General features: G+C 73.6%; 22 protein-coding genes. 4 read left to right on the plus strand and 18 right to left on the minus strand.

The window, feature by feature from the left end; translation table 11 throughout:
* Positions 1 to 414 precede the first annotated feature (414 nt).
* Complete coding sequence (locus EKG83_RS34135; protein ID WP_033432989.1) at positions 415 to 1,356, plus strand: 5'-3' exonuclease; 942 nt, start codon at positions 415 to 417, stop codon at positions 1,354 to 1,356.
* Between the two features lie 270 nt (positions 1,357 to 1,626).
* Here the strand turns inward: EKG83_RS34135 and EKG83_RS34140 are convergent, their stop codons facing one another.
* The 3 genes from EKG83_RS34140 to EKG83_RS34150 form a co-directional block, all read right to left on the minus strand.
* Positions 1,627 to 2,841, minus strand: a complete 1,215-nt coding sequence (locus EKG83_RS34140; protein WP_033432990.1) for a GNAT family N-acetyltransferase — start codon at positions 2,839 to 2,841, stop codon at positions 1,627 to 1,629.
* A gap of 313 nt (positions 2,842 to 3,154) precedes the next feature.
* Entirely contained in the window at positions 3,155 to 3,856 is a 702-nt protein-coding gene (locus EKG83_RS34145; RefSeq protein ID WP_033432991.1) for a DUF4333 domain-containing protein, read from the minus strand.
* A 95-nt stretch (positions 3,857 to 3,951) separates the two neighbouring features.
* The gene (locus EKG83_RS34150; protein WP_033432992.1) at positions 3,952 to 6,720 is read right to left on the minus strand and encodes a DEAD/DEAH box helicase; all 2,769 of its coding nucleotides are present in this window, start codon (positions 6,718 to 6,720) and stop codon (positions 3,952 to 3,954) included.
* A gap of 124 nt (positions 6,721 to 6,844) precedes the next feature.
* Between EKG83_RS34150 and EKG83_RS34155 the strand changes: the two genes are divergently transcribed.
* Positions 6,845 to 7,330, plus strand: a complete 486-nt coding sequence (locus EKG83_RS34155) for a hypothetical protein (RefSeq protein WP_033432993.1) — start codon at positions 6,845 to 6,847, stop codon at positions 7,328 to 7,330.
* On the opposite strand, the gene EKG83_RS34160 is transcribed toward EKG83_RS34155, so the two are convergent.
* The 10 genes from EKG83_RS34160 to pafA form a co-directional block, all read right to left on the minus strand.
* Positions 7,314 to 8,198 carry a diacylglycerol/lipid kinase family protein gene (locus EKG83_RS34160; RefSeq protein ID WP_033433054.1) on the minus strand — a complete coding sequence of 295 codons (885 nt, stop codon included), beginning with the start codon at positions 8,196 to 8,198 and terminating at the stop codon, positions 7,314 to 7,316. The two genes, EKG83_RS34155 and EKG83_RS34160, sit on opposite strands and share 17 nt — an antisense overlap.
* Positions 8,199 to 8,261: 63 nt before the next feature.
* Complete coding sequence (tatC, locus tag EKG83_RS34165; protein WP_033432994.1) at positions 8,262 to 9,242, minus strand: twin-arginine translocase subunit TatC; 981 nt, start codon at positions 9,240 to 9,242, stop codon at positions 8,262 to 8,264.
* A 41-nt stretch (positions 9,243 to 9,283) separates the two neighbouring features.
* Complete coding sequence (gene tatA, locus EKG83_RS34170) at positions 9,284 to 9,676, minus strand: Sec-independent protein translocase subunit TatA (protein WP_033432995.1); 393 nt, start codon at positions 9,674 to 9,676, stop codon at positions 9,284 to 9,286.
* Positions 9,654 to 9,935, minus strand: a complete 282-nt coding sequence (locus EKG83_RS34175) for a bacteriophage holin (RefSeq protein ID WP_063741394.1) — start codon at positions 9,933 to 9,935, stop codon at positions 9,654 to 9,656. Before EKG83_RS34175 ends, tatA begins: the two co-directional genes overlap by 23 nt.
* Positions 9,936 to 9,953: 18 nt before the next feature.
* Positions 9,954 to 10,925 (minus strand): helix-turn-helix transcriptional regulator, encoded by a 972-nt coding sequence (locus tag EKG83_RS34180; protein ID WP_033432996.1) that lies wholly within the window; start codon positions 10,923 to 10,925, stop codon positions 9,954 to 9,956.
* Positions 10,922 to 11,908, minus strand: coding sequence for a helix-turn-helix transcriptional regulator (locus tag EKG83_RS34185; RefSeq protein WP_033432997.1), 987 nt, complete (start codon positions 11,906 to 11,908; stop codon positions 10,922 to 10,924). The genes EKG83_RS34180 and EKG83_RS34185 overlap by 4 nt, the downstream gene beginning before the upstream one ends.
* A 91-nt stretch (positions 11,909 to 11,999) precedes the next feature.
* Entirely contained in the window at positions 12,000 to 12,878 is an 879-nt protein-coding gene (locus EKG83_RS34190; protein ID WP_033432998.1) for an SRPBCC family protein, read from the minus strand.
* Positions 12,871 to 13,452 carry an ArsR/SmtB family transcription factor gene (locus tag EKG83_RS34195; RefSeq protein ID WP_033432999.1) on the minus strand — a complete coding sequence of 194 codons (582 nt, stop codon included), beginning with the start codon at positions 13,450 to 13,452 and terminating at the stop codon, positions 12,871 to 12,873. Before EKG83_RS34195 ends, EKG83_RS34190 begins: the two co-directional genes overlap by 8 nt.
* A 91-nt stretch (positions 13,453 to 13,543) precedes the next feature.
* Positions 13,544 to 14,617, minus strand: coding sequence for a WD40/YVTN/BNR-like repeat-containing protein (locus EKG83_RS34200; RefSeq protein ID WP_033433000.1), 1,074 nt, complete (start codon positions 14,615 to 14,617; stop codon positions 13,544 to 13,546).
* 40 nt (positions 14,618 to 14,657) lie between these two features.
* Positions 14,658 to 16,016 carry a Pup--protein ligase gene (pafA, locus tag EKG83_RS34205; protein ID WP_033433001.1) on the minus strand — a complete coding sequence of 453 codons (1,359 nt, stop codon included), beginning with the start codon at positions 16,014 to 16,016 and terminating at the stop codon, positions 14,658 to 14,660.
* 79 nt (positions 16,017 to 16,095) lie between these two features.
* Between pafA and EKG83_RS34210 the strand changes: the two genes are divergently transcribed.
* Positions 16,096 to 17,529 (plus strand): bifunctional phosphatase PAP2/diacylglycerol kinase family protein, encoded by a 1,434-nt coding sequence (locus EKG83_RS34210; RefSeq protein WP_033433002.1) that lies wholly within the window; start codon positions 16,096 to 16,098, stop codon positions 17,527 to 17,529.
* Positions 17,530 to 17,567: 38 nt separating this feature from the next.
* Positions 17,568 to 18,473 (plus strand): bifunctional helix-turn-helix transcriptional regulator/GNAT family N-acetyltransferase, encoded by a 906-nt coding sequence (locus tag EKG83_RS34215; protein ID WP_084716768.1) that lies wholly within the window; start codon positions 17,568 to 17,570, stop codon positions 18,471 to 18,473.
* 317 nt (positions 18,474 to 18,790) lie between these two features.
* On the opposite strand, the gene prcA is transcribed toward EKG83_RS34215, so the two are convergent.
* The 5 genes from prcA to EKG83_RS34240 all read right to left on the minus strand — a co-directional run bounded on the left by prcA (position 18,791) and on the right by EKG83_RS34240 (position 24,805).
* Positions 18,791 to 19,579, minus strand: coding sequence for a proteasome subunit alpha (gene prcA, locus EKG83_RS34220; RefSeq protein WP_033435022.1), 789 nt, complete (start codon positions 19,577 to 19,579; stop codon positions 18,791 to 18,793).
* A 53-nt stretch (positions 19,580 to 19,632) separates the two neighbouring features.
* A complete protein-coding gene (gene prcB, locus EKG83_RS34225) occupies positions 19,633 to 20,481 on the minus strand; it encodes a proteasome subunit beta (protein WP_033435021.1) in 849 nt (282 codons plus the stop codon).
* A 31-nt stretch (positions 20,482 to 20,512) separates the two neighbouring features.
* Positions 20,513 to 20,707 carry a ubiquitin-like protein Pup gene (locus EKG83_RS34230; RefSeq protein ID WP_033435020.1) on the minus strand — a complete coding sequence of 65 codons (195 nt, stop codon included), beginning with the start codon at positions 20,705 to 20,707 and terminating at the stop codon, positions 20,513 to 20,515.
* A gap of 85 nt (positions 20,708 to 20,792) precedes the next feature.
* Positions 20,793 to 22,289, minus strand: a complete 1,497-nt coding sequence (gene dop / locus EKG83_RS34235; protein ID WP_033435019.1) for a depupylase/deamidase Dop — start codon at positions 22,287 to 22,289, stop codon at positions 20,793 to 20,795.
* A gap of 53 nt (positions 22,290 to 22,342) precedes the next feature.
* A complete protein-coding gene (locus tag EKG83_RS34240) occupies positions 22,343 to 24,805 on the minus strand; it encodes an FtsX-like permease family protein (RefSeq protein WP_033435018.1) in 2,463 nt (820 codons plus the stop codon).
* Between the last annotated feature and the right edge of the window lie 48 nt (positions 24,806 to 24,853).

Here is a 24,853-nt window from a genome sequence, read left to right on the forward strand (position 1 = left end):
GCGGCAGGCGGGACACTCGATCGGGTGATCATCGCCCGAAAATGTACGGAAACGGCGTTACCGATCATCGGTTGAGCATGAGGAGCGCGACCAACCCCCCGAGCCGGGCCAACACCCACCCACCGCACACCCGCACCGCACACCCACCCTTCGCCCGCGATCCCCTGCTTCCCCACCCGCCCGGCAGCCCCACACGCCGACACCCCCACCCGCCAACAGCCACCGCAGCCGATCGCCACCGGCCGGCCACCGCCAGCCAGCACCGGCCACCACCAGCCCCCAGCCACCGGTCACCGCCCCAGCCACCGGTCACCGCCCCCAGCCACCGGTCACCACCAGCCAGCCCAGAGCAGTTGTCCACAGCCGCCCCCCGGGACCCCCCACCTGTCGGTGGTCTCTGGCAAGCTCACGACCGTGAGCACCCCGCTGGTCCTGATGGACGCCGCCAGCCTGTACTTCCGGGCGTTCTACGCGCTGCCGGAGTCGATGACAGCCCCCGACGGCACCCCGGTGAACGCGGTGCGCGGCTTCGTCGACACGATCGCCAAGGTCATCACCGACCGCAAGGCGAGCCGCCTGGTGGCGTGCCTGGACGCGGACTGGCGCCCGGAGTTCCGAGTGGCCGCCCTGCCCTCGTACAAGGCGCACCGAGTGGCCCAGGACGCCCCCGACGGCGAGGAAGAAGTACCCGACACCCTCACCCCGCAGATCCCGATCATCCTCGACGTGCTGGACGCCCTGGGCATCGCCACCGCCGAGGCCGAGGGCTACGAGGCGGACGACGTCATCGGCACCCTGGCGGCCCGCGAGACCGAAGACCCGGTGGAGGTCATCACCGGCGACCGCGACCTGTTCCAGGTGGTCCGCGACGAGCCGACCCCGGTACGCGTGCTCTACCTGGGCCGGGGCTGGGCCAAGGCCGAGCTGATCGGCCCGGAGGAGCTGGCCGCGAAGTACGCGCTGCCCGTCACCGACGCCGGCCGGGCCTACGCCGGGATGGCCGTCCTGCGCGGCGACCCGTCGGACGGCCTGCCGGGCGTCGCGGGCATCGGCGAGAAGACGGCCGCGAAGCTGATCAGCGAGTTCGGCTCCCTGGAAGCCGTCCTGACCGCCGTCCACGACGGCCGCGACCGCAAGCTCACCACCCGAGCCCGCACCGCGCTGCTCAACGCCCAGGACTACCTGGCCGCCGCCCCGACGGTGGTCAACGTGGCCACCGACGCCGAGGTCGTGCTCGACCGTTCGGACGAGGTCCCCGCGGCGCCGGTCGACCCCGATCGCGTGGCCGAGTTGACCAGGCGGTGGGGCCTGGGCAGTTCCGTGCCCAGGCTGGTGGCCGCGCTGGAGCGCCGCTGACCCGAACCCCGAGCAGCCGACGCCCGCTCAGCCGCGCCCTATCCGGCCAGGGGCCGCGATCACGCTTGGGCCCACCCGGTCACACCGCACCTGGCCTGCGCGCCAGAGCGCGCGTGACCCGCCCACCGGACCAAGCCCGACTTGCTCCTGCCGGATCGCCCCGCCAGCCCGGCCGTCAAGCCGCGGGCCCGGCACCAGCCCCGGAACCGGCCGCCGGCCCTCGCACCGCCCAACGGCCCCGAGACCGGCCGTCGGTCCTCGTCACGGCCGTCAGAAGTAGCTGCCGCACCAAGGGATCTCGGTCACCGCGAACAGCGCGTCCGCCCGCGCCAACGCCCCCGCCTCCACCACGTCCAGCCGCCGGGTGGTGGCCAGGGTGGAGAACGACACGTCGCCGAGGTAGGCGGCTGCCAGGACGTCCACGTCCAGCACCAGCTCGGGCGCGTCCGGCACCCTGCTCACCCCGTCGGCGGACACGCGGTACGAGGCCGTGTTCTCCGGCAGGTACGCGTCGCGCACGCCGAGCACCACGGGGGCGCCCTCGCGGTAGGTGCGGGCGCCCAGGGCGGCCGGCACGTCCACCAGGCGCAGCCAGGTCTCGTCCTCCTCGGCGGTGACCTCGCACGCCCGGGGATCGCCCAGCAGCCACGGCAGGGGCTCGTCCAGCGGACGGCCGAGGGCGGTGATGCGGCCCACCAGGTCCACGCCCAGCGCGAACAGCCACAGGTCGGCCCACGCCTCGGGGGTGCGCGCCCACAGGTCGAGCACTTCCAGCGTGGTCGGCTTGTCCTCCGACGAGCCGTGCGCGCCCGGTGTCACCTTGTACATCAGGTAGCCGTCGTCGGGGGCGCCGGCTCCCGGGGAGCGCACCGCGACCTTGAAGTTCTCCTCGGCCGCCCGCCTGCGGATGTTCACGTCCCACCACCCGGGCCACCGCGCGATGGTGCCCGCGCGGCCCGGCGACAGCTCCTCGAACAGCGCCCGCGCGACCTGCTCGCCCGCCTCGCCGTCGACCAACCGCACCCGGCCGGCGATCCGCGACCTCGGCGCGGCCCGCCGGCGGTCGACCTTCCAGAACCGGTAGCGGGTCGCCGTCCCGTAGCCGTAGCGGCCGTAGATCGCCGACTCCGACGCGCGCAGGGACGCGACCACGTCACCGGACTCGGCGAACGACCGCAGTTGCGCCCGCTGGAGCGCGCTGAGCACGCCGCGGCGCGTCCAGTCCGCGCGCACACCGACCCGGGACACCGCGGCGTGCGGCACGACCGCACCACCCGGCACGGCCATCCGCGACGGGAACGCCTGCACGGTGCCGACCATCTCGTCGTCGACGAACGCGCCCAGCGTCCGGCCCGGTTCGTAGGAGCCCCGCACGAACTTCCACATCTCGTCGGGTGCGGGAGGGTGGTGCAGGGTGCCCCGGAACAGGGTGTGCGCGGCGCGGTACTGCGAGTCGTCCAGCACGCGGATGTCGTGGTCGGTCACGGTCGCATCCTCTCCCGGGATCGCAAGCACGGCTAACGACTTTCAGCGTCGGAGGATGTGAGATTTGCCGGGTGGGGAGAGGTGCCGGATGTGCCGGCAAGCGAAGAGCCACCCCCTCGGCCAGGCGAAGGGGTGGCTCCGGCGACGAAGTGAACCAGCGAAACCGGCGGAGGAACGACACCGGCGGAGGAGCAAAATCGGCGGCGAGCGAACGAGCGAGCGACCGAACCGAAGAACGAGCGAACCGGCGAAGTGACCAACCGGCGAGCGGCCGGACCCGGCGAACCGACAACAGAGACCGACGAACAGCCGATCAGCCAGCGGGCTGGCCCACCTCGTACTCACCGTCGTCGGTCTTCACCGTGATCTTCACCTTCTTGTCCTCGCCACCGATCTTCACGGTGCACTCGAACGTGGTGCCGGTCTTCACCTCGCGGTCGGCCGGGCACGTCGCGCCCTCGACGTCGGAGATCTTGTAGTCGTTCTTCAGGATGTCCACGACACCCTGCTGCACGGCCGTGTTGTCGAAGACCTTCTTCTTGAAGAACCCCGGCGTCACGAACCCGGTGATGCCGACGGCCGCGACCACCAGCACGACCAGCCCGACGACCACCCACACCACCGCGCCGGACTTCTTCTTCGGCGCCGGCCCGGGCTGCCCGTACTGCCCCGGCTGCCCCCACTGCTGCTGCGGGTACTGCCCACCGAACTGACCCGGCTGACCCGGCTGACCAGGCTGCCCGAACTGCCCCGGCTGACCAGGCTGACCGGGCTGCCCCGGCTGCCCGTACGGGTTCGACTGCGGGTTCGGGTCGTACCCGCCCGGGTACTGCTGCGGGTAAGGCTGCTGCTGCCCCCACTGCTGCTGCTGACCCGGGTCCGGCTGCCCGTAGGGGTTGGGCTGCTGAGCGGGGAAACCACCCGACGGCGTGCCGGGGTACCCACCGCCGTAGGGCTGCTGCCCCCACTGCGGCTGCGGGTCGTTCCCTCCGGACGGTCCGTACGGACTGGTCATGCTCGGCCTCCGACGGTCGTGAAGGAAATCAAGGCTTGCGGGCGCGATCAAACCACAGGTGCGGGGACGTCACCCACCCACCCCGCAAAGCTATGTCAAACGGTGGCCATCGCCACCACCCCGCGGCGCAACGCCTCGACCGCCTTCCGGGCGGCCGCACCCACCGGGTCGCCACCGCCGACCACGTCCCGGATCTGGTCCAGGAAGTCGATCACCTGCCGGCACCAGCGCACGAAGTCGCCCGCGCCCAGCTCGTTGCCGTTCTCCTCGGCCGACGACAGCACCTTCTCCAGCGACTCGCCCCGCGCCCACCGGTACACCGGCCACGCGAACCCCGGGTCGGGCTGCCGCGTCCGGTCCAACCGGTGCCTGCGCTCGTCGTCCTCCAGCTCCGCCCACAACCGCGCCGTCGCCATCATCGCGTCCGACACCCGCCCCGGCGGCAACCGCGTCTCCAGCGGACCGTCCCGCCGCGCCTCGTACACCAGCGCCGACACCACCGCCGCCAGCTCCGCCGGCTCCAGCCCGCGCCACACCCCGTGCCGCAGGCACTCCGCCGCCAGCAGGTCCGACTCGCTGTAGATCCGGGTCAACCGCCTGCCGTGCTCGGTGACCTCCTCGCCCGGCCCGCCCTCCTCCGCGTGCAGGTAACCCCGCTCCCGCAGCAACCCCCGGATCCGGTCGAACTCGCGCGCCAACGAGTGCGTCGTCGCCGCGACCTTGCGCTCCAACTGCTCCGTCTCGGCCAGCAACCGGTAGTACCGCTCACCCCACCGCGCGTGGTCCTCCCGCTTCTCGCACCCGTGGCACGGGTGCGCCCGCAACGCCCGCCGCAACGTCGCCAGCTCCGCGTCGTCGTCCGCCGTCGACCGCCGCCTGCGCACCGCCGGCGCCACGATCCCGGTGTTGCGCAACGTCGAGGCCAGGTCCCGCCGCGACCGCGGCGACCGCGTGTCCACCTGCCGCGGCAGCTTCAACCGGCCCAGCACCTCCACCGGCACCGGGAAGTCCGCCGACGACAACCGGCCCGCCCACCGGTCCTCGGTCACCACCAGCGGCCGCGCCTCGCCCAGCGGCTCCAGCCCCGGGTCGATCACCACCGCCAACCCCGACCGCCGACCCGACGGCACCGCGATCACGTCGCCCTTGCGCAACCGCTCCAGCGACGCCGCCGCCTCCGCCCGCTTCGCCGACGTGTTCTGCCTGGCCAGCGCCTTCTCCCGGTCCGCGACCCGGCGCCGCAGCGACGCGTACTCCGAGAAATCACCCAGGTGGCAGCTCATCGCCTCCGCGTAACCGCCCAGCGCCTCCCGGTTCCGCTCGATCCGCCGCGCCGACCCCACCACCGACCGGTCCGCCTGGAACTGCGCGAACGACTGCTCCAGCAGCTCCCGCGCCGCCGCCGCACCCACCTGGTGCACCAGGTTCACCGCCATGTTGTAACCCGGCCGGAACGACGACCGCAGCGGGTACGTGCGCGTCGACGCCAGGCCCGCCACCGCCTTCGGGTCCACCCCCGGCTGCCACACCACCACCGCGTGGCCCTCGACGTCGATGCCGCGCCGCCCCGCCCGACCCGTGAGCTGCGTGTACTCACCCGGCGTCAGGTCGACGTGCGCCTCGCCGTTGTACTTGACCAGCTTCTCCAGCAGCACCGTCCGCGCCGGCATGTTGATGCCCAGCGCCAACGTCTCCGTCGCGAACACGACCTTCACCAGGCCGCGGACGAACAGCTCCTCCACGGTCTCCTTGAACGCCGGCAGCAACCCCGCGTGGTGGCTGGCGATGCCCCGCTCCAACGCCTCCCGCCACTCCCAGTAACCCAGCACCATCAGGTCACCCTGCGGCAGGTCCCGCGTCTTCTCCTCGATGACGTCGCGGATCTCCCCCACCTCGTCGTTCGAGTTCAACCGCAACCCCGCGCGCACGCACTGCTGCACCGCCGCGTCGCACCCCGCCCGGCTGAACACGAAGTCGATCGCCGGCAGCAACCCCGCCGCGTCCAACCGCTGCACCACGTCCACCCGCGACGGCGGCTTGAACCCCGTCGACCGCGGCGCGCCGCCCCGACCCCGGTCCTTGTTCGACCGGCCCCGGCTCCACGGCAGGTGGTAGCGCGCCAGGTCCTCCGCGTGCCGCAGCAGCTGCGGGTTGATCCGGTTGTGCCCGTCCGGCCCCTCACCCGCGAACAGGTCCATCAGCCGGTTGCCCACCAGCATGTGCTGCCACAGCGGCACCGGCCGGTGCTCGTCCACCACCACCGTGGTGTCGCCCCGCACCTCCACCAGCCACTCGCCGAACTCCTCGGCGTTGCTCACCGTCGCCGACAGGCCCACCAGCCGCACCGACTCCGGCAGGTGCAGGATCACCTCCTCCCACACCGGGCCGCGGAACCGGTCCGCCAGGTAGTGGATCTCGTCCATCACCACGTAGCCCAGGCCGTTCAGCGTCGACGACCCCGAGTACAGCATGTTGCGCAGCACCTCGGTCGTCATCACCACCACCGGGGCGTCGCCGTTGACCGACGTGTCACCGGTCAGCAGGCCCACCCGCTCCGGGCCGTACCGGTCCACCAGGTCCGCGTACTTCTGGTTCGACAACGCCTTGATCGGCGTCGTGTAGAAGCACTTGCGGCCCTCGGACAGCGCCAGGTGCACGGCGAACTCGCCGACGACGGTCTTGCCCGCGCCCGTCGGGGCGCAGACCAGCACGCCGTGCCCGCCCTCCAGCGCCTCGCACGCGCGCCGCTGGAACGGGTCGAGCTCGAAGGAGATCACCGAGAGGAAGTCGGTCAGCTTGGGCCGGGCGGAGCGGCGTCGGGATTCCGCGTACTGTTCGGCCGGTGACCGGGAGGAGCTTGACACCTCTCCAGGCTGTCACATGGGACCGACAAAATCCTTCCAGATCCGCGTGGCGCCCCCTGGTGTCATTTTGATCCACACTGAAGTTGTAGTGACAAGCAACTGGATCTTGCGGCACACTCGGGTCGTGGCGCCGATTCCGCTGCGGGACGGCGACCTCCACTGGGTGTTCCCCCACCTCGTCGAGGTCGCGCCGGTCCTGGACCTGCTGAGCACCGCGGCCGACCTGGTCGAACGGCTGGCCGCCCACCTGGGTGGCCACGACGACGGCCTCGCGTTCGACCACCTGCCCGGCGCGCCCTACGCGGGCCTCACGGGCGGCGCCCACACCGAGGAGCTGATCTTCGAGGTGCGCCTGTCGCTGCCGCGCCACCCCCGCGACCTGGTCGTCTCACCCCCGCCGCCGTGGCTGGTCGACGGCGAGGTGTCGGTCCGCTGCGACGCGATCCGCGACTGCGGGCGGCACGAGATCGAGACCCTGGAGTCGGCCCACGGCACGCCGGTCGAGGCCGCCGAGGGCGTGCTGGCGGTCTCGGCGTGGCTGCTGGCCCGCGGCACCACCGTGCCGCCGACCGCCTGGCGGGAGCGCGACGTGCTCAGCAGGCACCGCTGACGGCGGTCAACGCGCCCGGCACGCACGTCGCGCCCAGCGGCACCCCGCCCACCCGTTCGCCGTCGGCGTAAGCCACCCAGGACGGCCCGGACAGCCGCACCGAGCGGGCCCGGAAGGTCCGCACCGCCGGGTGCCCGACGTGCCGCCCGGTGCGCAGCGTGGGCAGCATCCGCAGCAGGGTCCGCCGGGGCGCGGCGGCCACCACGGTCAGGTCGAACAGCCCGTCCGCGGTCGAGGCGCCCGGGCACACCGGGATGCCGCCGCCGTAGCTGGTGGTGTTGCCGACCGCGACCAGCAGCGCGTCCAGCTCCACCACCCGGTCCTCGGTCTCCACCACCAGCGGCCGGGGCCGCAGCGCGGCCAGCTCGCGCAGGATGGCCAGGTCGTAGCGCCGGGGCCCGGCGGGCCACCGCATCGCGTTCGCCCGCTCGTTGACCGCCGAGTCGAAGCCCGCGCACAGCACGGTGGCGAACCACGGCCCGCCGTCCACGCGCCCCAGGTCCAGCGGGCGGCGGGCGCCGTCGCGCAGCGCGGCCGCCACGTCGGCCACCGAGCGGGTGCCCAGCGCGCCGGCCAGGTCGTTCCCGGTGCCCGCGGGCACCACCGCCAGCGCCGTGGGCGTGCCCGCGCACGCCTGCACGCCCAGGTGGGCGCCACCGTCGCCGCCGAGCACGACCAGCACGTCGACACCGTCGTCGACGGCCCGGCGCGCCAGCGCCGCGGTACCGCCGGCCGAGTCGGCGACGTGCAGGTCCAGGCGGTCGACCACCTCGCGCAGCCGGGCCGCCACGGTGCCCGCCACGCGCGCGGCCCTGCCCTTGCCCGAGGCCGGGCACACCAGCAGGGCGGCCCGCGTCGACGTCGTCACGGCGGCCAAGCCTACGGGCGGGTCGGGCCCGCGGGAACAGCCCGCGGGCCGGTCCCGCGAAGATCAGGTCGCGTCGTCGTACCGCACCCGCTGCGGCTCCGCGGTCGGCGCGGGCACCGGCTCGACCTCGTCGACCTGGCTGGGCGTGTAGTCGAACGGCGCCGCCTCGTCGTCGGGCACGTCGTCCCAGCCCAGCTCGCCGCGCTTGCGGGCGGCCCGCTTGTCGTGCACCCGGGCGAGCTGGATGGCCAGCTCGAACAGCAGCGTCAGCGCGACCGCCAGCGCCACCATCGAGATGGGGTCGGTGCCCGGCGTCGCGACCGCGGCGAAGATGAACAGGGCGAAGATGATCCCGCGCCGCCACTTGTTCAGCTTCTCGTAGCTGATCACGCCGACCCGGTTGAGCATCACCACGATCAGGGGCAGCTCGAAGCTGACCCCGAAGATCAGCAGCAGGGCCAGCAGGAAGCTGACGTAGTCGCCCGCGGTGAGCGCGGTGATGAACTGGCCGTCACCGAAGCCGACCAGCACGGTCAGGCCCTGCGGCACCACGTAGAACGCCAGCGTGGCGCCCAGCGCGAACAGCACCGACGCGCACGCCACGAAGGTCAGCGCGAAGCGCCGCTCCTTGGCGTACAGGCCCGGCGAGATGAACCGCCACACCTGGTAGAGCCACAGCGGCGCGGTCAGCGCCATGCCCACGCCCGTGCCGACCTTCAGCCGGATCATGAACACCTCGAACGGCTGGGTCTGCAGCAGCTGGCAGCCCTGGCCCTCCTGGGTGAGGCGCTGGGTCTCCGGGATCGCGCAGTACGGGGTGGTGACGATCTCGCCGAGGGTGGGCAGGCCGAAGATGCTCCAGCCCCACCAGACGAAGCCGAAGATCGCGCCGAGGGCGATGAAGACCAGCGCCCAGCCCAGCCTGTTGCGCAGTTCGTACAGGTGGTCTTTCAGCGACATGGTGCCGTCGGGGTTGCCCCGACGGCTCGTCAGCTTGCGGCGCTCCCGGCGCTGGGACCACCACCGGACCGGACTTGCCCCCACCGTGCGGACCGTCCTTCGGCTCTAGTTCGTGCTGCTGTTCGTCAGTTGGCGTTCTGCTTGTCCGGCGCGACCGGCTGCACGGGCTGGGCCGGCTGCTGGACGGGCTGCTGCTGGACGGGCTGCGCGACCGGCTGGGCCGCGGGCTGCTGGGGCACCGGGTCCTGGACGACCGGCTGCTGCACCACCGGCTGGGCCGGCTGCTGCACCACGGGCTGCTGCACGACCGGCTGGGCGGCCGGGAGTTGCTGGACCGGCTGCGCGGCGGGCGGCTGGGCGGCCGGGTCGTCGTCGGTGCGCAGGCCCTTGGTCTCCGCCTTGAGGATCTTCGCCGAGCGGCCGATGGAGCGCGCCATGTCGGGCAGCTTCTTCGCGCCGAACAGCAGGATGATCACCACGGCGATGATGATCAGCTCAGTAGGTCCGAGGTTGGGCACTGGGTTCCTCCTGTCTCCCCCGGTCCACCGATGGTACGCGGGGCTCGCCCTGGCGGGCTCGGTCCGGACGCCGCTCGACGAGGGCCACCCCGAGCGCGGCGAACCGCGCCCGCAGCAGACCGACGCCGTCGCCGACCCTGTTCCCCACCAGGGTGCTTGCGGCGCGGAAGCGGCGCAAGGATCGGATGACCCGGACCGCGACCGCGACGAGCGCGACGAGACCCACGGCGATCAGGACCAGGGTCGGCAAGTACGGCACGGCTCCACCGTATAGGGCCTAGGTTGCCGGGAGGTGATCCGCCCGGCGCAACGCTGCGTCCGCTTGGCGGGCGACTTCGGCCACGAGGTCGGCCGGCTCCTCGACGTGCACCTCGCCGCCGAGGCCGAGCAGCAGCCGCACCATGCGGGCGGTGTCGGCGTAGCGCATCAGCACCCGCGCCCGGCCGCCGTCCAGCTCGACCAGGCCGTCCGTCGGGTAGTACTCGGCCACCCAGCGGGCGTCCGGCTCCAGCACCAGCACGGCCGTGCGCTGCGACGGGTCCGGCCGGAACAGGCCCTCGGAGGTGTCGGTGGGCGTGGCGTGCGGCGGCGGCGCCGCCGGCTCGTCGAGCACGTCGACCGCGTCGATCCGGTCCAGCCGGAACAGGCGCACGCCGTCGGCCGCGCGGCACCACGCCTCCAGGTAGTTGCGGCCCTCCACCAGCAGCACCCGCATCGGGTCGACCACCCGTTCGGTGATCTCGTCGCGCGACGGCGTGTAGTAGCGCAGGTGCAGCGCACGCCTGCTCAGCACGCCCTCGGACACCGCGTCGCGCACGCGCGCGGTCTCCGGCGCCTCCCGCATGGCCAGGCCCACGGCCACGCCGGCGGGCTGCGCCTGGCCCACCGCGGCCTCGATCTTGGCCGCGGCCCGCTGCACCGCGTCCTGGTCGGCCACGCCGGGGGTGTCGGCCAGCGCCCGCAGCGCCACCAGCAGCGAGGTCGCCTCGGCCGCGGTGAGCCGCAGCGGGCGGCTCATGCCCGCGTCGAAGGTCACGGTGACCGTGTCGCCCTCGAACGACAGGTCGATCAGGTCACCGGGGCCGTAGCCGGGCAGGCCGCACATCCACAGCAGCTCCAGGTCCTTGCGGATCTGCTTGGGCGTGACCTCGAAGTCCTCGGCGACCTCGTCGATCGGCACGCCGGGGCGGGCCAGCAGGTACGGCACCAGGGCGAGCAGCCGGGGCAGCCGGTCGGTGGAGGCGGTCACCGGCGCACCCCCGCACCGCGCAGCGCGCCCAGCAGCTTCTCCCGCACGGTCTTGGCCAGCACGTCCGGTTCCAGCACCACCACGTCCGGGCCGAACCCGGCGATCCAGGTGGCGGCCGAGTCGGGGTAGCGCAACTGCACCTCCAGCAGGTCGCCCGGTTCGCCGTCGAACTCCTGCTCGCCGACCAGGCGGGCCCGCCGGCGCAGGCCGTGGCCGCGGCCCTTGGCCACCCACAGCCGGGCCGTGGCGGGCGCCACGTCGGGCGCGGGCGTGCTGCGGGCCACGAACGACAGCAGGTCGACCTGCTCGGGCGGGCGCACCGCCCCGGCCTTGCCGGTGGTGCGCACCTCGCCCACGATCCGGGACAGCCGGAAGCAGCGGGGCGCGTCGCGGTCCCGGTCCTGGCCCACGAGGTACCAGCGGCCGCGCCAGGCCACCACGCCCCACGGCTCGACGGTGCGCCGCTGGGCGTCGACCGAGGCGGACTTGCGGTAGTCGAACTCCGCCACCCGCCCCTCGCGCACCGCGGCCAGCAGCGGCGGGAACGCCGGCTCGCTGGTGCGGACCTTCGGCTCGACCGGGACGGTCACGTCCTGGTCGACGTCCACGCCCGCCGCGCGGAGCTTGATCAGCGCGCCGTGCGCGGCGCCGGTGAACTGCGGCGAGTCCCACAGCCGGGCGGCCAGCGCCACGGCGGCCGCCTCGTCGGGCTCCAGGTCGATGTCGCCGAGCTCGTAGTCGCGGCGGGCGATGCGGTACCCGTCGACCGCGTCGAAGGCCGTGCTGCGGCCGGTCTCCAGGGGCACGCCCAGGTCGCGGAGCTCGGTCTTGTCGCGTTCGAACATGCGGAAGAACGCCTCGTCCGTCGCGGCGTCGGCATAGCCGGGGACGATGGCGCGGATGCGCTCGGCGGTGAGGTACTGCCGGGTGGAGAGCAGGCACAGCACCAGGTTGACGAGCCGTTCGGCACGTGCGATGGCCACCAGAGCACCCTAACCCCGTCGCGGCACCCCGTGGCGCCATCCCCTCACCCCGTCGCGGGTGAATGGTCCATTCACCCGCGACGAGGGGGCGTCACGCCCGGCTGACCAGCATGTCCTCGGGCAGCCCGGGCACCTCCGGCGGCAGCCACAGCGGCCGCCAGCCGGCCAGCTCGTGGTAGCGGCGCAGCTCGGCCACGCCGGACAGCCAGCCCGCCCACGCCCCGTACGGCGGCCGGCCCTCGTCGAAGCCGCTCTGCACGAACGTCAGCCGCGTGCCGCCGCCGGACCCGGCCAGCTCCCAGGTCGACACCATGCCGCCCCAGTCGACCTCCATCCGCCTGCCCGGCTCGTAGGCCAGCACCTTCGCCGGGTGCGGGTTGGCGTCGAGGCCGCCCATGGCGACCCGGCCGCCCTCCCACGCCTCGATGTCGATGCGCGCGCCGAACCAGGTGGAGTACTCGTCGGCGTCGACCAGCGACCGCGCCACGGCCTCGACCGGGGCGCCGATGACCACCTCGCCGCGCATCTCCGCCGCGGTGAAGTCCACCAGCTGGGTGATCGGGCGGCCCTCGACGTGGTCGACGAGGTTGGCCAGCGACAGCGTCCAGTAGGTGTAGAGCCAGCCGAGCACGCCGGTCTCCGCGACGGCCGCCTCCCAGCCCGGGAAGTGGCTCTGCGTGACGGTCACCACGGTGCCGCCGTCCCCGGCGGCCCACTCCACGCCGACCTCGGTGTCCTCGCCGCCGACGTGCCAGGTGAAGCGCAGCGAGTCGTCGTCCGCGTGCCGCAGCACCTGGCGCGGCTCGTCGCCCTCGGGGGTGAAGCGCCCCCAGAACTGCCAGCGGTCGGGCAGCTCGACGGCGGCGTGCTCGGCCAGCCAGGCGGTCAGCTCCGCCGGGTCGGTCAGGGCGCGGCGCACGCGCTCCGGCGGCACGCCGGCGCGGGCGCGGAGGACCACGGTCTCACTCATCGCTGTTCCCCTCTTGGTGGTTCGGGTCCTGGTGGTTCGGGTAGCAGGCCACGGCCAGCCGGAAGGCGTCGCCCTCCGCGCCGCCGTAGCGGCTGAACAGGTCCTGCAAAGTCGTCCTGAGCTCGTCGAAGAACTGCTGCCGCTGCTCGGGCCGCAGCCGGATCTCGCCCGACACGCCCAGCGAGGGCAGCTCGGGGCGGGTGCGGTCCAGGTCCGCGATGTCCGCCTGGACCCGTTCGACCAGGTCGAGCAGGTGGCCCAGGCTCAGCTCGTCCCGGGCGCGGCGCAGCCCGAGCCGGCCGACCAGGCCGGGCGAGAGCCAGTAGGAGCGGGCGCCCGCCTGGTAGACGCCCTCGGTGATGCCGCGCACCCGCCGCTGGTCGACCTGGACCACCAGACCGGCCTCGACCAGGCGTTTCACGTGGTAGTAGACCCGCTGCGGGGTCTGGTCGAGCGCGGCCGCCACCTCGGTGCACGAACGCGGCTCGGCCAACTGCCGCAGCACGTCGATGCGCTGCGGCTTGAGCAGGGCCTCGGCCTGCTCGATCTGCTCCAGGTACAGGACGTCTCTCATCGCAAAAATCATCTTGTACGTAAAAATTGGTTTTGTCAATGGGGCCGACGAGAGCCCCGGACCGAGTGGCCCGGGGCTCTCGTCGGATGGCCTAACCCTTGCTCAGGACCCCCACGCGGCCCTTCTCGCCGGCAGCCCAGCAGGTGCCCGTGCAGTCCACGGTGTCGAAGCTGCCGTCGTCGAACCGCTGCCAGCGCCGGCCGCCGTCCCGGCTCACGTCGCTGCCCGTCGGCCCGACCGCCAGCACCGCCGACCCCCACCACGCCGCGCCCGAGCGGTAACCCGCCGGTGCCCGCTCCGGCGCGCCCCACGTGCGGCCGGCGTCCCTGGTCAGCGCCACGTTGGCCGCCGCGCCGCCGGGCTCCAGGTAGTCGCCGCCGACCGCGACGCCCTGCCGGGGCGTGCGGAACGCCACCGCGAACACCCCGGCCGAGGCGGAGCTGAACAGCGGCGTGTCGCTCACCGACCAGTGCCGGCCGCCGTCGCCGGAGTGCAGCACGCGGGCCCGCTCGCCGCCGCCGGTGGCGATCCAGGCGTCCCGCGGCCCGGCCGTGGTCAGGCACTGCCCGCTGGCCGCGAAGCCGAATTCACCGGGCAGCGCGGGCGGCAGGTCATCGTCGGGCACCCGCTGCCAGGAGCGGCCGCCGTCGCGGGTGGTCAGCACGCGGAACCGGCCGTCGACCGGGTCGCCCACGGCCAGCCCGCGGAAGCGGTCGAAGAACGCCACGCAGTCGTAGAACGCGGCCGGCTCGGGGTTGCGGAAGGTCAACGCCCAGGTCCGGCCGCCGTCGGTGGTGCGGTAGAGGCGGGAGCTCTCCCCCGGCCCGATGGACAGCACCACGGCGGTGCGCGCGTCGAACGCCTCGACGTCGCGGAAGTCGAGGTCGGCGGTGCCCGGCGGGGCGACCGGGTCCCACGTGCGGCCGCCGTCGGTGGTGCGCAGCACGGTGCCCCGGCTGCCGCTGACCCACGCCACCCGCGGGCTCACCGCCGACAGGCCGCGCAGCCGGGCCTCGACGCCGGTGGGCTTGAGCTGCCAGGCCGGGTCGTGCGCCGCCGGGTCGTGCGCCGCCGCGTCCTGCGCCACCGCGTCCTGCGCCACCGCGGCAGGTGGGGCCACGAGCAGGGCCGCGAGCGCGGCCCCGACGAGGAGAAGGCTCTTCATGAGGTGTGAGCCTCGTGAAGAGCCTTCTCCGCCGACACCGCTAGAGGGACGAGATCAACCGCTCCACGCGCTCGTCCACCGCGCGGAACGGGTCCTTGCACAGCACGGTGCGCTGCGCCTGGTCGTTCAGCTTCAGGTGCACCCAGTCCACGGTGAAGTCGCGGCCCGCGGCCTGGGCGGCGGCGATGAAGTCGCCGCGCAGCTTGGCCCGCGTGGTCTGCGGCGGGGTGTCCTTGGCGGCCTCGATCTCGCCGTCGTCGGTCACCCGGTCCACCTGCCCCTTGCGCTGGAGCAGGTCGAAGATGCCGCGACCGCGCCGGATGTCGTGGTAGGCGAGGTCGAGCTGGGCGATGCGCGGGTTGGACAGGTCCATGTCGTGCTTGGCCTGGTAGCGCTCCATCAGCCGGTGCTTGATGGCCCAGTCGATCTCGCGGTCGATCTTGGACAGGTCCTGCGCCTCGACCGCGTCCAGCGTGCGGCCCCACAGCTCCAGCACCCGCTCGGCCATCGGGTCCGGTGCCCGCTTGGCCACGTGCTCCACCGCGCGCTCGTAGTACTCGCGCTGGATGTCGAGCGCCGACGCCTCCTTGCCGCCCGCCAGGCGCACGGTGCGGCGGCCGGTCAGATCGTGGCTGATCTCGCGGATCGCCCGGATCGAGTTGTCCAGGCTGAAGTCGCGGAACTGGACGCCCTGCTCGATCATCTCCAGCACCAGGTTCGTGCTGCCCACCTTGAGCAGCGTGGTGACCTCGGACATGTTCGAGTCGCCCACGATCACGTGGAGCCTGCGGTAGCGCTCGGCGTCGGCGTGCGGCTCGTCGCGGGTGTTGATGATCGGCCTGGACCGGGTGGTGGCGCTGGACACGCCCTCCCAGATGTGCTCGGCCCGCTGCGACAGGCAGTAGACCGCGCCGCGCGGCGTCTGGAGCACCTTGCCCGCGCCGCAGATCAGCTGCCTGGTCACCAGGAACGGCAGCAGGACGTCGGCGATGCGGGAGAACTCCCCCGCCCGCGCGACCAGGTAGTTCTCGTGGCAGCCGTACGAGTTGCCCGCGGAGTCGGTGTTGTTCTTGAACAGGAAGATGTCCCCCCCGATGCCCTCGTCGGCGAGCCTGCGCTCGGCGTCGACGAGCAGGTCTTCGAGGATCCGCTCACCTGCCTTGTCGTGCGTCACCAGCTGGGCGAGGTCGTCGCACTCCGCGGTCGCGTACTCGGGGTGCGAACCCACGTCCAGGTAGAGCCGAGAGCCGTTCCGCAGGAAGACGTTCGACGAACGCCCCCACGAGACCACCCGGCGGAACAGATACCGCGCGACCTCATCCGGGGACAGCCTGCGCTGCCCGTGGAAGGTGCAGGTCACCCCGAACTCAGTCTCAATGCCGAAGATCCGCCGCTGCATCCTTCAACAGTAGGCGCATTCGACGCTTTCCTCAGTGATCCAATCGGGCGGCACGCCTTTTTCTGGATAACGTTCTCGTGTGCTACGACGAGTGAACGGCCTCGACCTGGCCCTGATGGGGCGCTCGGCCCGGCTGCGGGGTTCGTCGGTCGACTCCGGTTTCAAGCGGCTGTCGCGGGCGGCCAACCACAGCGTGTTGTGGCTGGTCATCGCGGGTGTGCTGGCCATCAGGAAGGGTGTGCCGAGGCGGGCGGCGCTGCGCGGGGTGGCCGCGATCGGCGGGGCCAGCTTCAGCGCGAGCCTGGTGGCCAAGCGGCTGTTCCCGCGCCGGCGGCCCGCCGCGGACCTGCTGCACCCCACCCGCCGGCTGACCAAGCGGCCCACGTCGTCGTCGTTCCCGTCCGGGCACGCGGCGTCGGCGGCGGCGTTCACCACGGCGCTGGCCATGGAGTCGCCCGCGCTGGCCGCCGCGGTCGCGCCGGTCGCCGCGGCGGTGGCGTACTCGCGGGTGCACACGGGCGTGCACTGGCCCTCCGACGTGGCCGCGGGCGCGGCGATCGGGGTGGCCGCGGGCCTGGTCACCCAGCGCTGGTGGCCCCGGCACCGGGCGGACCCGGCGTCGGCGCGCGAGCACGCGGCGCTGGAACCGCTGGTCGACGGCGAGGGCCTGGTGGTCGTGGTCAACCCGAACGCGGGCCTCGGCGGGGTCGACCAGACCGGGGCGATCGTGCGCGAGTGGCCCAAGGCGACCGTGGTCGACATCGAGGACCTGGACGCGGTGGTGGCCGAGCACGAGCCGCGCGCGCTGGCCGTCGCGGGCGGCGACGGTTCGGTGGCCGCGGTCGCGGCGGTGGCGGCGGCCAACCGGCTGCCCCTGGTGCTGGTGCCGGCCGGGACGCTGAACCACTTCGCGCGCGACGTCGGCGTGACGGGCCTGGCCGACAGCGCCCGGGCGGTGGCCGACGGCGACGGCGCGCTGGTCGACCTGGCCGCGGTGACCGTCGACGGCGAGGGGCCGCGGTGGTTCGTCAACACGGCGAGCCTGGGCGGCTACCCCGACATGGTGCGGCTGCGGGAGGCGTTGCAGGACCGGTGGGGCAAGTGGCCCGCGGCGGCGATCGCGCTGTTCCGGGTGCTGCGCACGTCCCGCCCGCTGCACGTCGAGCTGAACGGCGAGCGGCACCTGATCTGGATGCTGTTCGTCGGCAACGGCCCGTACCGGCCCAAGGGCTTCGCCCCGACCATGCGCCCCGCGCTGGACGCCGGCCTGCTCGACGTCCGCTACATCCGCGCCGACCGGCGGCTGTCCCGGACCAGGTTCTTCATCGGCGCGCTGCTGGGCTCGCTGCACCGCAGCCGGACCTACCGGCACATGGAGACGCGGTGGCTGGACGCGCGGGTGCTCGACGGCGCGGTCGCCATCGCCACGGACGGCGAGGTCGGCCCGACCGGCTCGGTGTTCGAGTTCCGGTCCAGGCCGGCCGCGTTGGGGATCTACCGACCCCAGGGCTAATGTTGACTCCGTCAACAGTTTAGTTGAGGGAGTCAACAGTGACGGTCGCGGACGTGCGCGCGTTCAACCGCTTCTACACCCGCGTCATCGGCGTGCTCGACCGCGGCTACCTGTCGTCGCCGTACTCGCTGACCGAGGTCAGAGTGCTGTTCGAGCTGGCGGCCGGCGCCCGCGAGGTGCCGGCGCTGCGCACGGCCCTGGACCTGGACGCCGGGTACCTCAGCCGCATCCTGGCCCGGTTCGACCGCGACGGCCTGGTGGTCCGGTCGGCGTCGGCGGCCGACGCGCGGCGCCAGGTGGTCGAGCTGACCGAGGCGGGGCGCTCGGCGTTCGCGGAGCTGAACGCGCGGTCCGACGCCGAGATCGGGACCCTGCTCGGCGGGCTGGCGCCCGCGGACCGGGCGGAGCTGGTCGCGGCCATGCGCAAGGTCGAGCGGCTGCTCACCGGCGTGCCGCGCGCCTACCTGCTGCGGCCGTTGCGACCCGGTGACCTGGGGTGGGTCGTGCAGCGGCACGGGGTGCGGTACGCGGAGGAGTGCGGGTTCGACCAGACCTTCGAGGCGCTGGTGGCGCGGGTGGTGGGCGAGTACGGGGGTGCGCCCGGGCGGGAGGCGGCGTGGATCGCCGAGGTCGACGGGGAACCGGTGGGGTCGGTCTTCTGCGTGCGGGAGGACGACCGCACCGCCCGGCTGCGGCTGCTGCTGGTGGAGCCGGCGGCCCGGGGGCTGGGCATCGGCGCCCGCCTGGTCGACGAGTGCCTGCGGTTCGCCCGGCGGGTCGGGTACGAGCGGGTGGTGCTGTGGACCGTGGCGGGGTTGGCGGCTTCGCGGCACGTCTACGAGAAGGTGGGGTTCGAGGTGGTGGAGCGCGTGCCGCAGCGGTTGTTCGGGCGGGAGGTGGAGGGGCAGACCTGGGAGCTGGACCTCCGGTCGGCCACTTCCTGACGGCCCCCACCCACAGCCCTCACCCACAGCCCTCACCCACAGCCCCCACCCCAAGCCCCCACCCCAAGCCCCCACCCCAAGCCCCCAGCCCCAGCCCCAAGCCCACAGCCCACAGCCCCAAGCCCACAGCCTCAGCCCCAAGCCCCAGCCCCCGCAGCCCTCCTCCCCCAGCCCCCGCAGCCCCCAGCCCCCCAGCCCCCTTCGTGACAGCCCCTCGTAACACCGGCGCCCCGCGCCCCTAGCCAGCTCTCCCCCACCGCGGCCGAACACGCCGAAGGCCCCCGGCGCCACAGCACCGGGGGCCTCCACGAGCGGACCTACGCCTTGTCGTCGTTCGGCGGCAGGTTCACGTCGGTGATCGGCTTGTCCTTCGTCTCGTCGGCGGGCGCCTCGGGCTCCGCGGCCTCACCCGGCAGCAGCGCGGCCAGCGCCGCCCCGGTGATGCGGCGGAACGCCCGCCGCGGCCGGTCGCGCTCCAGGACCGCCACCTCCAGCTTGGCGTTGTCCAGGAGCTCCTTGCCGTTGCCGGTGCTGGTCGAGCCGGCGCTCAGCGCCCGCACGGCGCCCCGCACCGCGCCGGCCAGGTCCTGGCCCTCGACGTAGGCGTCCTTGAGCGCGGTGCCGGTGGCCTCGGCCTGGCCGCCCATCACCACGTACTGCGGCTCCTCGACGATCGAACCGTCGTAGGTGAGGCGGTACAGGGTGTCCTGCTCGGGCGTGGTGCCGACCTCGGCCACGCAGATCTCGACCTCCAGGGGCTTGATCTGCTCGGTGAAGATCGAGCCCAGGGTCTGGGCGTACACGTTCGCCAGCGACCGGCCGGTCACGTCGCGCGGGTCGTTCTGGTACCCGCGGATGTCGGCGAACCGGATGCCCGCCTGCCGCAGGTTCTCGAACTCGCTGTACCGGCCGACCGCGGCGAACCCGATGCGGTCGTAGATCTCGGACACCTTGTGCAGCGTGCTGGAGGGGTTCTCGGCCACGAACAGCACGCCGTCGGCGTACCGGAGCACGACGACGCTCCGACCGCGGGCGATGCCCTTGCGGGCGTACTCCGAGCGGTCCCGCAGGATCTGCTCGGGCGAGGCGTACAACGGCATCGTCACTGGTGCGGCTCCCGGGATCGGCGGCGGGTGGTGGTAGGGGTTGGCACGGCCGGTCAGCCCGTCGGGCTCGTGCGGCGGCCCTCGACGACGGCCTCGGCCAGGGCCGCGGCCCGCTCCTCGGGCAGGTGCGCGGCACCCTCGGCGGTGATCGTCACCACGACGGGGTAGATCCGCCGGACCACGTCCGGGCCACCGGTGCCCGAGTCGTCGTCCGCCGCGTCGTACAGGGCCTCGATGGCGACCCGCGCGGCACCCTCGGCGTCCGCGTCCGGGTCGTACAGCTTCTTCATCGCCGACTTCGCGAACAGCGAACCCGAGCCGACCGCCTGGTAGCCCTGCGCGTCCTCGAACCGGCCACCGGTCACGTCGTAGGAGATGATGCGCCCGGCCCGCTCCGGGTCGGGCGCCTCGGTGTCGTAGCCCGCGAGCAGCGGCACGACCGCCAGGCCCGCCAGCGCCGCGTCCAGGTTGCCCTTGATCATCGCCGCGAGCCGGTTGGCCTTGCCGTCCAGCGACAGCGAGACGCCCTCGATCTTCTCGTAGTGCCGCAGCTCGACCGCGTAGAGCCGGACGATCTCCACCGCGATGCCCGCCGTGCCGGCGATGCCCACGGCCGAGTAGTCGTCGGTGATGAACACCTTCTTCATGTTCCGCTGCGAGATGACGTTGCCCATGGTGGCGCGCCGGTCGCCCGCGATCACCACGCCGCCCTTGAAGGTCAGCGCCACGATCGTGGTGCCGTGCGGTGCCTCGACCACGGAGCCCTCGGGCAGCCGCCGGGCCGACGGCAGGAGGTCGGGCGCCTGCGCGCGGAGGAAGTCGGTGAACGACGAAGACCCCGGCCTGAGGTAGGCCGGGGGCAGCGACGCGGCCGGGTAGTGCCCGGTCGAGCTGTTGTCCATGTGTGCGTTCTTCTCCTGTCCCGCCTGCGGCTTATTCGCCGCCCTTTTGCACGTACGCGCGGACGAAGTCCTCGGCGTTCTCTTCCAGCACGTCGTCGATCTCGTCCAGGATGGCGTCGACGTCCTCGCCGAGCTTCTCGCGGCGCTCCTGACCGGCGGCGGCCGCGCCGTCGCCGTTCTCGTCGCCGCCACCGCCACCTTGCCGCTGGACCTGTTCCTGGGACATGTCGACCCTCCCGACTGTTCGGTCCTGGGTGTTCAACATTACCCAGTGGGACCGACGTTTTGCGCCGCCACTCGGGTTTCGATGATCAGCCGCGGGTCAGCGCCTCCACCAGTTGCTCGGCCGTCTCCGATGCCTCCAACAGGGCTCCGACGTGCGCTTTCGTCCCGCGCAGCGGCTCCAGGGTGGGGATGCGGACCAGCGATTCGCGACCCAGGTCGAAGATCACGGAGTCCCACGAGGCGGCGGCCACCGCGTTCGGGTAGCGCTCCAGGCAGCGACCGCGGAAGTAGGCGCGGGTGTCCTCCGGCGGCGCGAGCACGGCCGCCCGCACCTCCTCCTCGCTGACCAGGCGCTTCATCGAGCCGCGGGCCACCAGCCGGTTGTAGAGGCCCTTGTCCAGCCGCACGTCGGAGTACTGGAGGTCGACCAGCGACAGCCGCGGCGAGCCCCAGGCCAGGCCGTCGCGGGACCGGTAGCCCTCCAGCAGCCGCAGCTTGGCCACCCAGTCGAGCCGGTCCGCGCACTCCTGCGGGTCGCGGGCCAGCGCGTCGAGCACCTCGCCCCACACCCGCAGCACGTCGCGGTCGCCCCGGCCCTCCTTGTCCACGAACTCCGAGGCCCGCTCGTAGTAGGCGAACTGCAGGTCCAGGCCGGTGAACTTGCGGCCGCCGACCAGCTCGACGCGGGTCTTGAGGGTCGGGTCGTGGCTGATCTGGTGCACCGCCCGGACCGGGTCCTGCAGCCGCAGGTCGTCGAACCGGCGCCCCGCCTCGATCATGTCGAGCACCAGCGAGGTGGTGCCGACCTTGAGGTAGGTCGAGTACTCGGCCAGGTTCGCGTCGCCGATGATGACGTGCAGCCTGCGGTACTTGTCGGCGTCGGCGTGCGGCTCGTCGCGGGTGTTGATGATGCCCCGCTTGAGCGTGGTCTCCAGGCCGACCTCGACCTCGATGTAGTCCGAGCGCTGGGACAGCTGGTAGCCGGCCTCCTCGCCCGCCGGGCCGACGCCGACCCGGCCCGAGCCGACCACGACCTGGCGGGAGACGAAGAACGGCGTGAGGCCCGCGATGACCGCCGTGAACGGCGTGCTGCGCTGCATCAGGTAGTTCTCGTGGGTGCCGTAGCTGGCGCCCTTGCCGTCCACGTTGTTCTTGTAGAGCTGCAGGCGCGGCTGGCCCGGCACGGTGGCCGCGCGCATCGCCGCCTCCTCCATCACCCGCTCGCCCGCCTTGTCCCAGATCACCGCGTCGCGCGCGTTGGTGACCTCGGGCGCGGAGTACTCGGGGTGCGCGTGGTCGACGTAGAGGCGCGCGCCGTTGGTGAGGATGACGTTGGCCGCACCCAGGTCCTCGACGTCGCCGTCGCCGCCGGGGTGGCCGCCGGGCGCGCCGAGGTCGAAGCCGCGCGCGTCGCGCAGCGGCGACTCGACCTCGTAGTCCCAGCGCGCCCGGCGGGCCCGCGGCACGTCGGCGGCGGCCGCGTAGGCCAGCACCACCTGTGTGGAGGTGAGCACCGGGTTCGCCGTCGCGTCACCCGGCACCGCGATGCCGTACTCGACCTCGGTTCCCATGATCCGCCGCATGAGTCGAAGCGTACGACCTCCGCCGGGCTCGGCGCTGGTGCCCGGGTCACGTTTCAGCCGGCGGCCAGTCCGGCGGCGGGCCGGATGCGGGCCGCGCCGCGGGCCGGGCCCAGGGCCGCGAGCACCGCCAGCACCACCACCCCGGCACCCCCGACCAGCAGTGGCCGCAGGGCCGCGGTGGGCCAGGCGAACAGGCCCAGGGAGGCCATCGTCAGCTCCGCGTAGACGAGGCCGAACACACCCCCGCCCAGCACGCCCACCAGCGCCAACAGCACCGCCTCGGCCAGCACGCCGCCCTGGATGCCGCCCTTGGTGACGCCCAGCGCGCGGCGCAGCGCCAGCTCCTTGCGGCGCTCCTGGACCGAGATCGTCAGCGCGGTGCCGATGCCGGTCACCGCGACCGCCACGGACAGCCCGAGCAGCACCACCATCATCGTGATCCCGAGGTCGAGGTAGCGCTGGTTCTGCGCGTTCACCGCGACCCTGGTGTTCACCAGGACGGTGGGCGAGTCGGCCAGCGCGCCCTCCACCGCCGCCTGGTAGGCGGCCGGGTCGGCCCCCGGCGCGAACGCCACCAGCACCTTCGTCGGCGGCGCCAGCCCCGGGTCGGCCACCAGCACGTCGGCGCCGTCGAGCAGGTCGTCGCCGACCGTGCCGGCGACCCGGCCCGTGCGCGCGCCGCCGGGCAGGCCCTCGACGGTGAACGCCTCGCCGGTCCGCGCCCCGAACCGCTCGGCGTACCGGTCCGACAGCAGCAGCTCGCCCGCGCCGAGGTCCACCTGGACCTGCCGTTGTGCCAGGTAGGCCCGTGTGCGGGCCGGGTCGGCGCCCACCACCTGCGTCGGGAACCCGTGGCCTTCCGCGTCGCGCTGCTCGACCCGCACGCCGTGCAGCACGACGCTGCCCGCCACCTCGGGCCGGTCGGCCGCCGCGCCCACGTCCCCGCCGAGGGCCCGGCCGCCGGAGTCGACGACCACCGCGTCGGGCGCGGGTTCGGTGCTCAGCTCCTCCTCCAGGCGCTGCGCCGACCCGACCGTGACCGCGAAGAACGTCACCATCGCGGCGGCCAGCAGCAGGGGCATGGCCACCGACGCCGACCGCTGCGGCACCCGCCGCACCTCGGCCGCGGCCAGCTTCCACTGCGCACCCCCGAAGCGGGCGGCCACCGAGCCGAAGACCCGGCTCAGCCCCGGCACCACGACCGGCCCCAGCACGCCGAACAGGCCGAACACCGCGGTGATGCCGGAGAACAGGACCAGGAAGATCGCCGCCAGCGAGCCCTGGGCGAGCAGCCCGAGCCCGGCCATCAGCGCCGCGAGGACCACCAGCACGAGGCCGAGCACGCGGCGGCGGCGCACCACGGACCGGTCGGGGGTCTGGCCTTCGGAGGTCCGCAGCGCGGCCAGCGGCGAGACCAGCGAGGCGGCCAGCGACGGGCGGACCGCGGCGAACCCGCTCAGCGCGACCGCGGTGCCCACGCCGACCACCAGCTGCCAGGGCGCGGGCAGCAGCGCCGGGCTCAGCTCCACCGCGCCCAGCACCGCCGACAGGCCCGTGGCGTCGAACAGCCGGGCCAGCAGCCACGCCACCGAACCGCCGAGCACCGACCCGACCGCGCCCGCCACCGCGCCGGTCACCAACGCCTCCACCAAGTTCGCCCGGACGAGTGAACCCCGGTGGGCGCCGAGGCAGCGCAGCAGCGCGGTGTGCCGCTGCCGCTGGAGGTAGACCGCCCGGTAGGTGGCCGAGGCGACGAACACCGACGTGGCCAGGGCCAGGATGCTGAACGGCAGCAGCACGACGGCCAGCTCCCGGTTCGGCCGCTCGGCCGACACCGCCGCGGCGGTGTCCACCCGGAAGCCCTCGCCCGCGGCCTGCCGCACGGCCGCCGCGTCACCCCCGGTGACGTGCAGGGACAGGATTCGCGGCGGGCCGCCGAGCCGGGCCGCCAGGCCCTCGCCGACCACGATCAGGGGATCTTCGCCGACCGAGCCGCGCTTGGTGACGCCGCGGACCACCACGTCCACCGGCCGGCCCGCCGCGTCGGCGACCCGCGCCGCCGAACCGGGTTCGAGGCCGTGCACGTGGGCGGTGACCCGGTCGACGGCGATCTCGCCGTCCGGCCCGGGCGAGCGGCCCGCCAGCACCGGCACCCGCTCCGCGCCCGCGACCTCCACGTCGGCCTGGGCGCGCCGGTCGCTCGCCCGGCCGTCGAGCAGCAGGTCGGCGCCGACCACCCGGACCTGCCGCACCCGCGTCACCCCCGGCACGGCCGCCACCCGGTCGGCGGTCGCCTGGTCGGGTTCGACGTCCGAGTAGGGCTCGGCGCGGACGACCAGGTCGACCCCCGGCGGCACGACCGGCGCGCCGTCGGAGGCGGCGCGGACCATGGCGTCGCTCAGCATCAGCCCCGCCAGCAGGCAGGCGACACCGACGACCAGGGCGACACCGGGCAGCACGGCGCGACCGGGCCGGTCGCGGAACTCGGCGACCGCGAGCCGCAGGGATGTGGGCACAGCTCCTCCTCGTGACGCGAACGGCACGACGGTAGGGAGGGGCCGCGT

It is taken from the genome of Saccharothrix syringae (assembly GCF_009498035.1).
GTDB classification, from domain to species: Bacteria; Actinomycetota; Actinomycetes; order Mycobacteriales; family Pseudonocardiaceae; genus Actinosynnema; species Actinosynnema syringae.

Excerpts from the sequence above, each read along its gene's own strand:
- EKG83_RS34145 (WP_033432991.1), bottom strand. The coding sequence starts at position 3,856 with ATGACCAGTCCGTACGGACCGTCCGGAGGGAACGACCCGCAGCCGCAG.
- EKG83_RS34195 (WP_033432999.1), bottom strand. The coding sequence starts at position 13,452 with ATGAGAGACGTCCTGTACCTGGAGCAGATCGAGCAGGCCGAGGCCCTG.
- pafA (WP_033433001.1), bottom strand. The coding sequence starts at position 16,016 with ATGCAGCGGCGGATCTTCGGCATTGAGACTGAGTTCGGGGTGACCTGC.
- dop (WP_033435019.1), bottom strand. The coding sequence starts at position 22,289 with ATGCGGCGGATCATGGGAACCGAGGTCGAGTACGGCATCGCGGTGCCG.
- prcB (WP_033435021.1), bottom strand. The coding sequence starts at position 20,481 with ATGGACAACAGCTCGACCGGGCACTACCCGGCCGCGTCGCTGCCCCCG.
- EKG83_RS34190 (WP_033432998.1), bottom strand. The coding sequence starts at position 12,878 with ATGAGTGAGACCGTGGTCCTCCGCGCCCGCGCCGGCGTGCCGCCGGAG.
- EKG83_RS34230 (WP_033435020.1), bottom strand. The coding sequence starts at position 20,707 with ATGTCCCAGGAACAGGTCCAGCGGCAAGGTGGCGGTGGCGGCGACGAG.
- EKG83_RS34200 (WP_033433000.1), bottom strand. The coding sequence starts at position 14,617 with ATGAAGAGCCTTCTCCTCGTCGGGGCCGCGCTCGCGGCCCTGCTCGTG.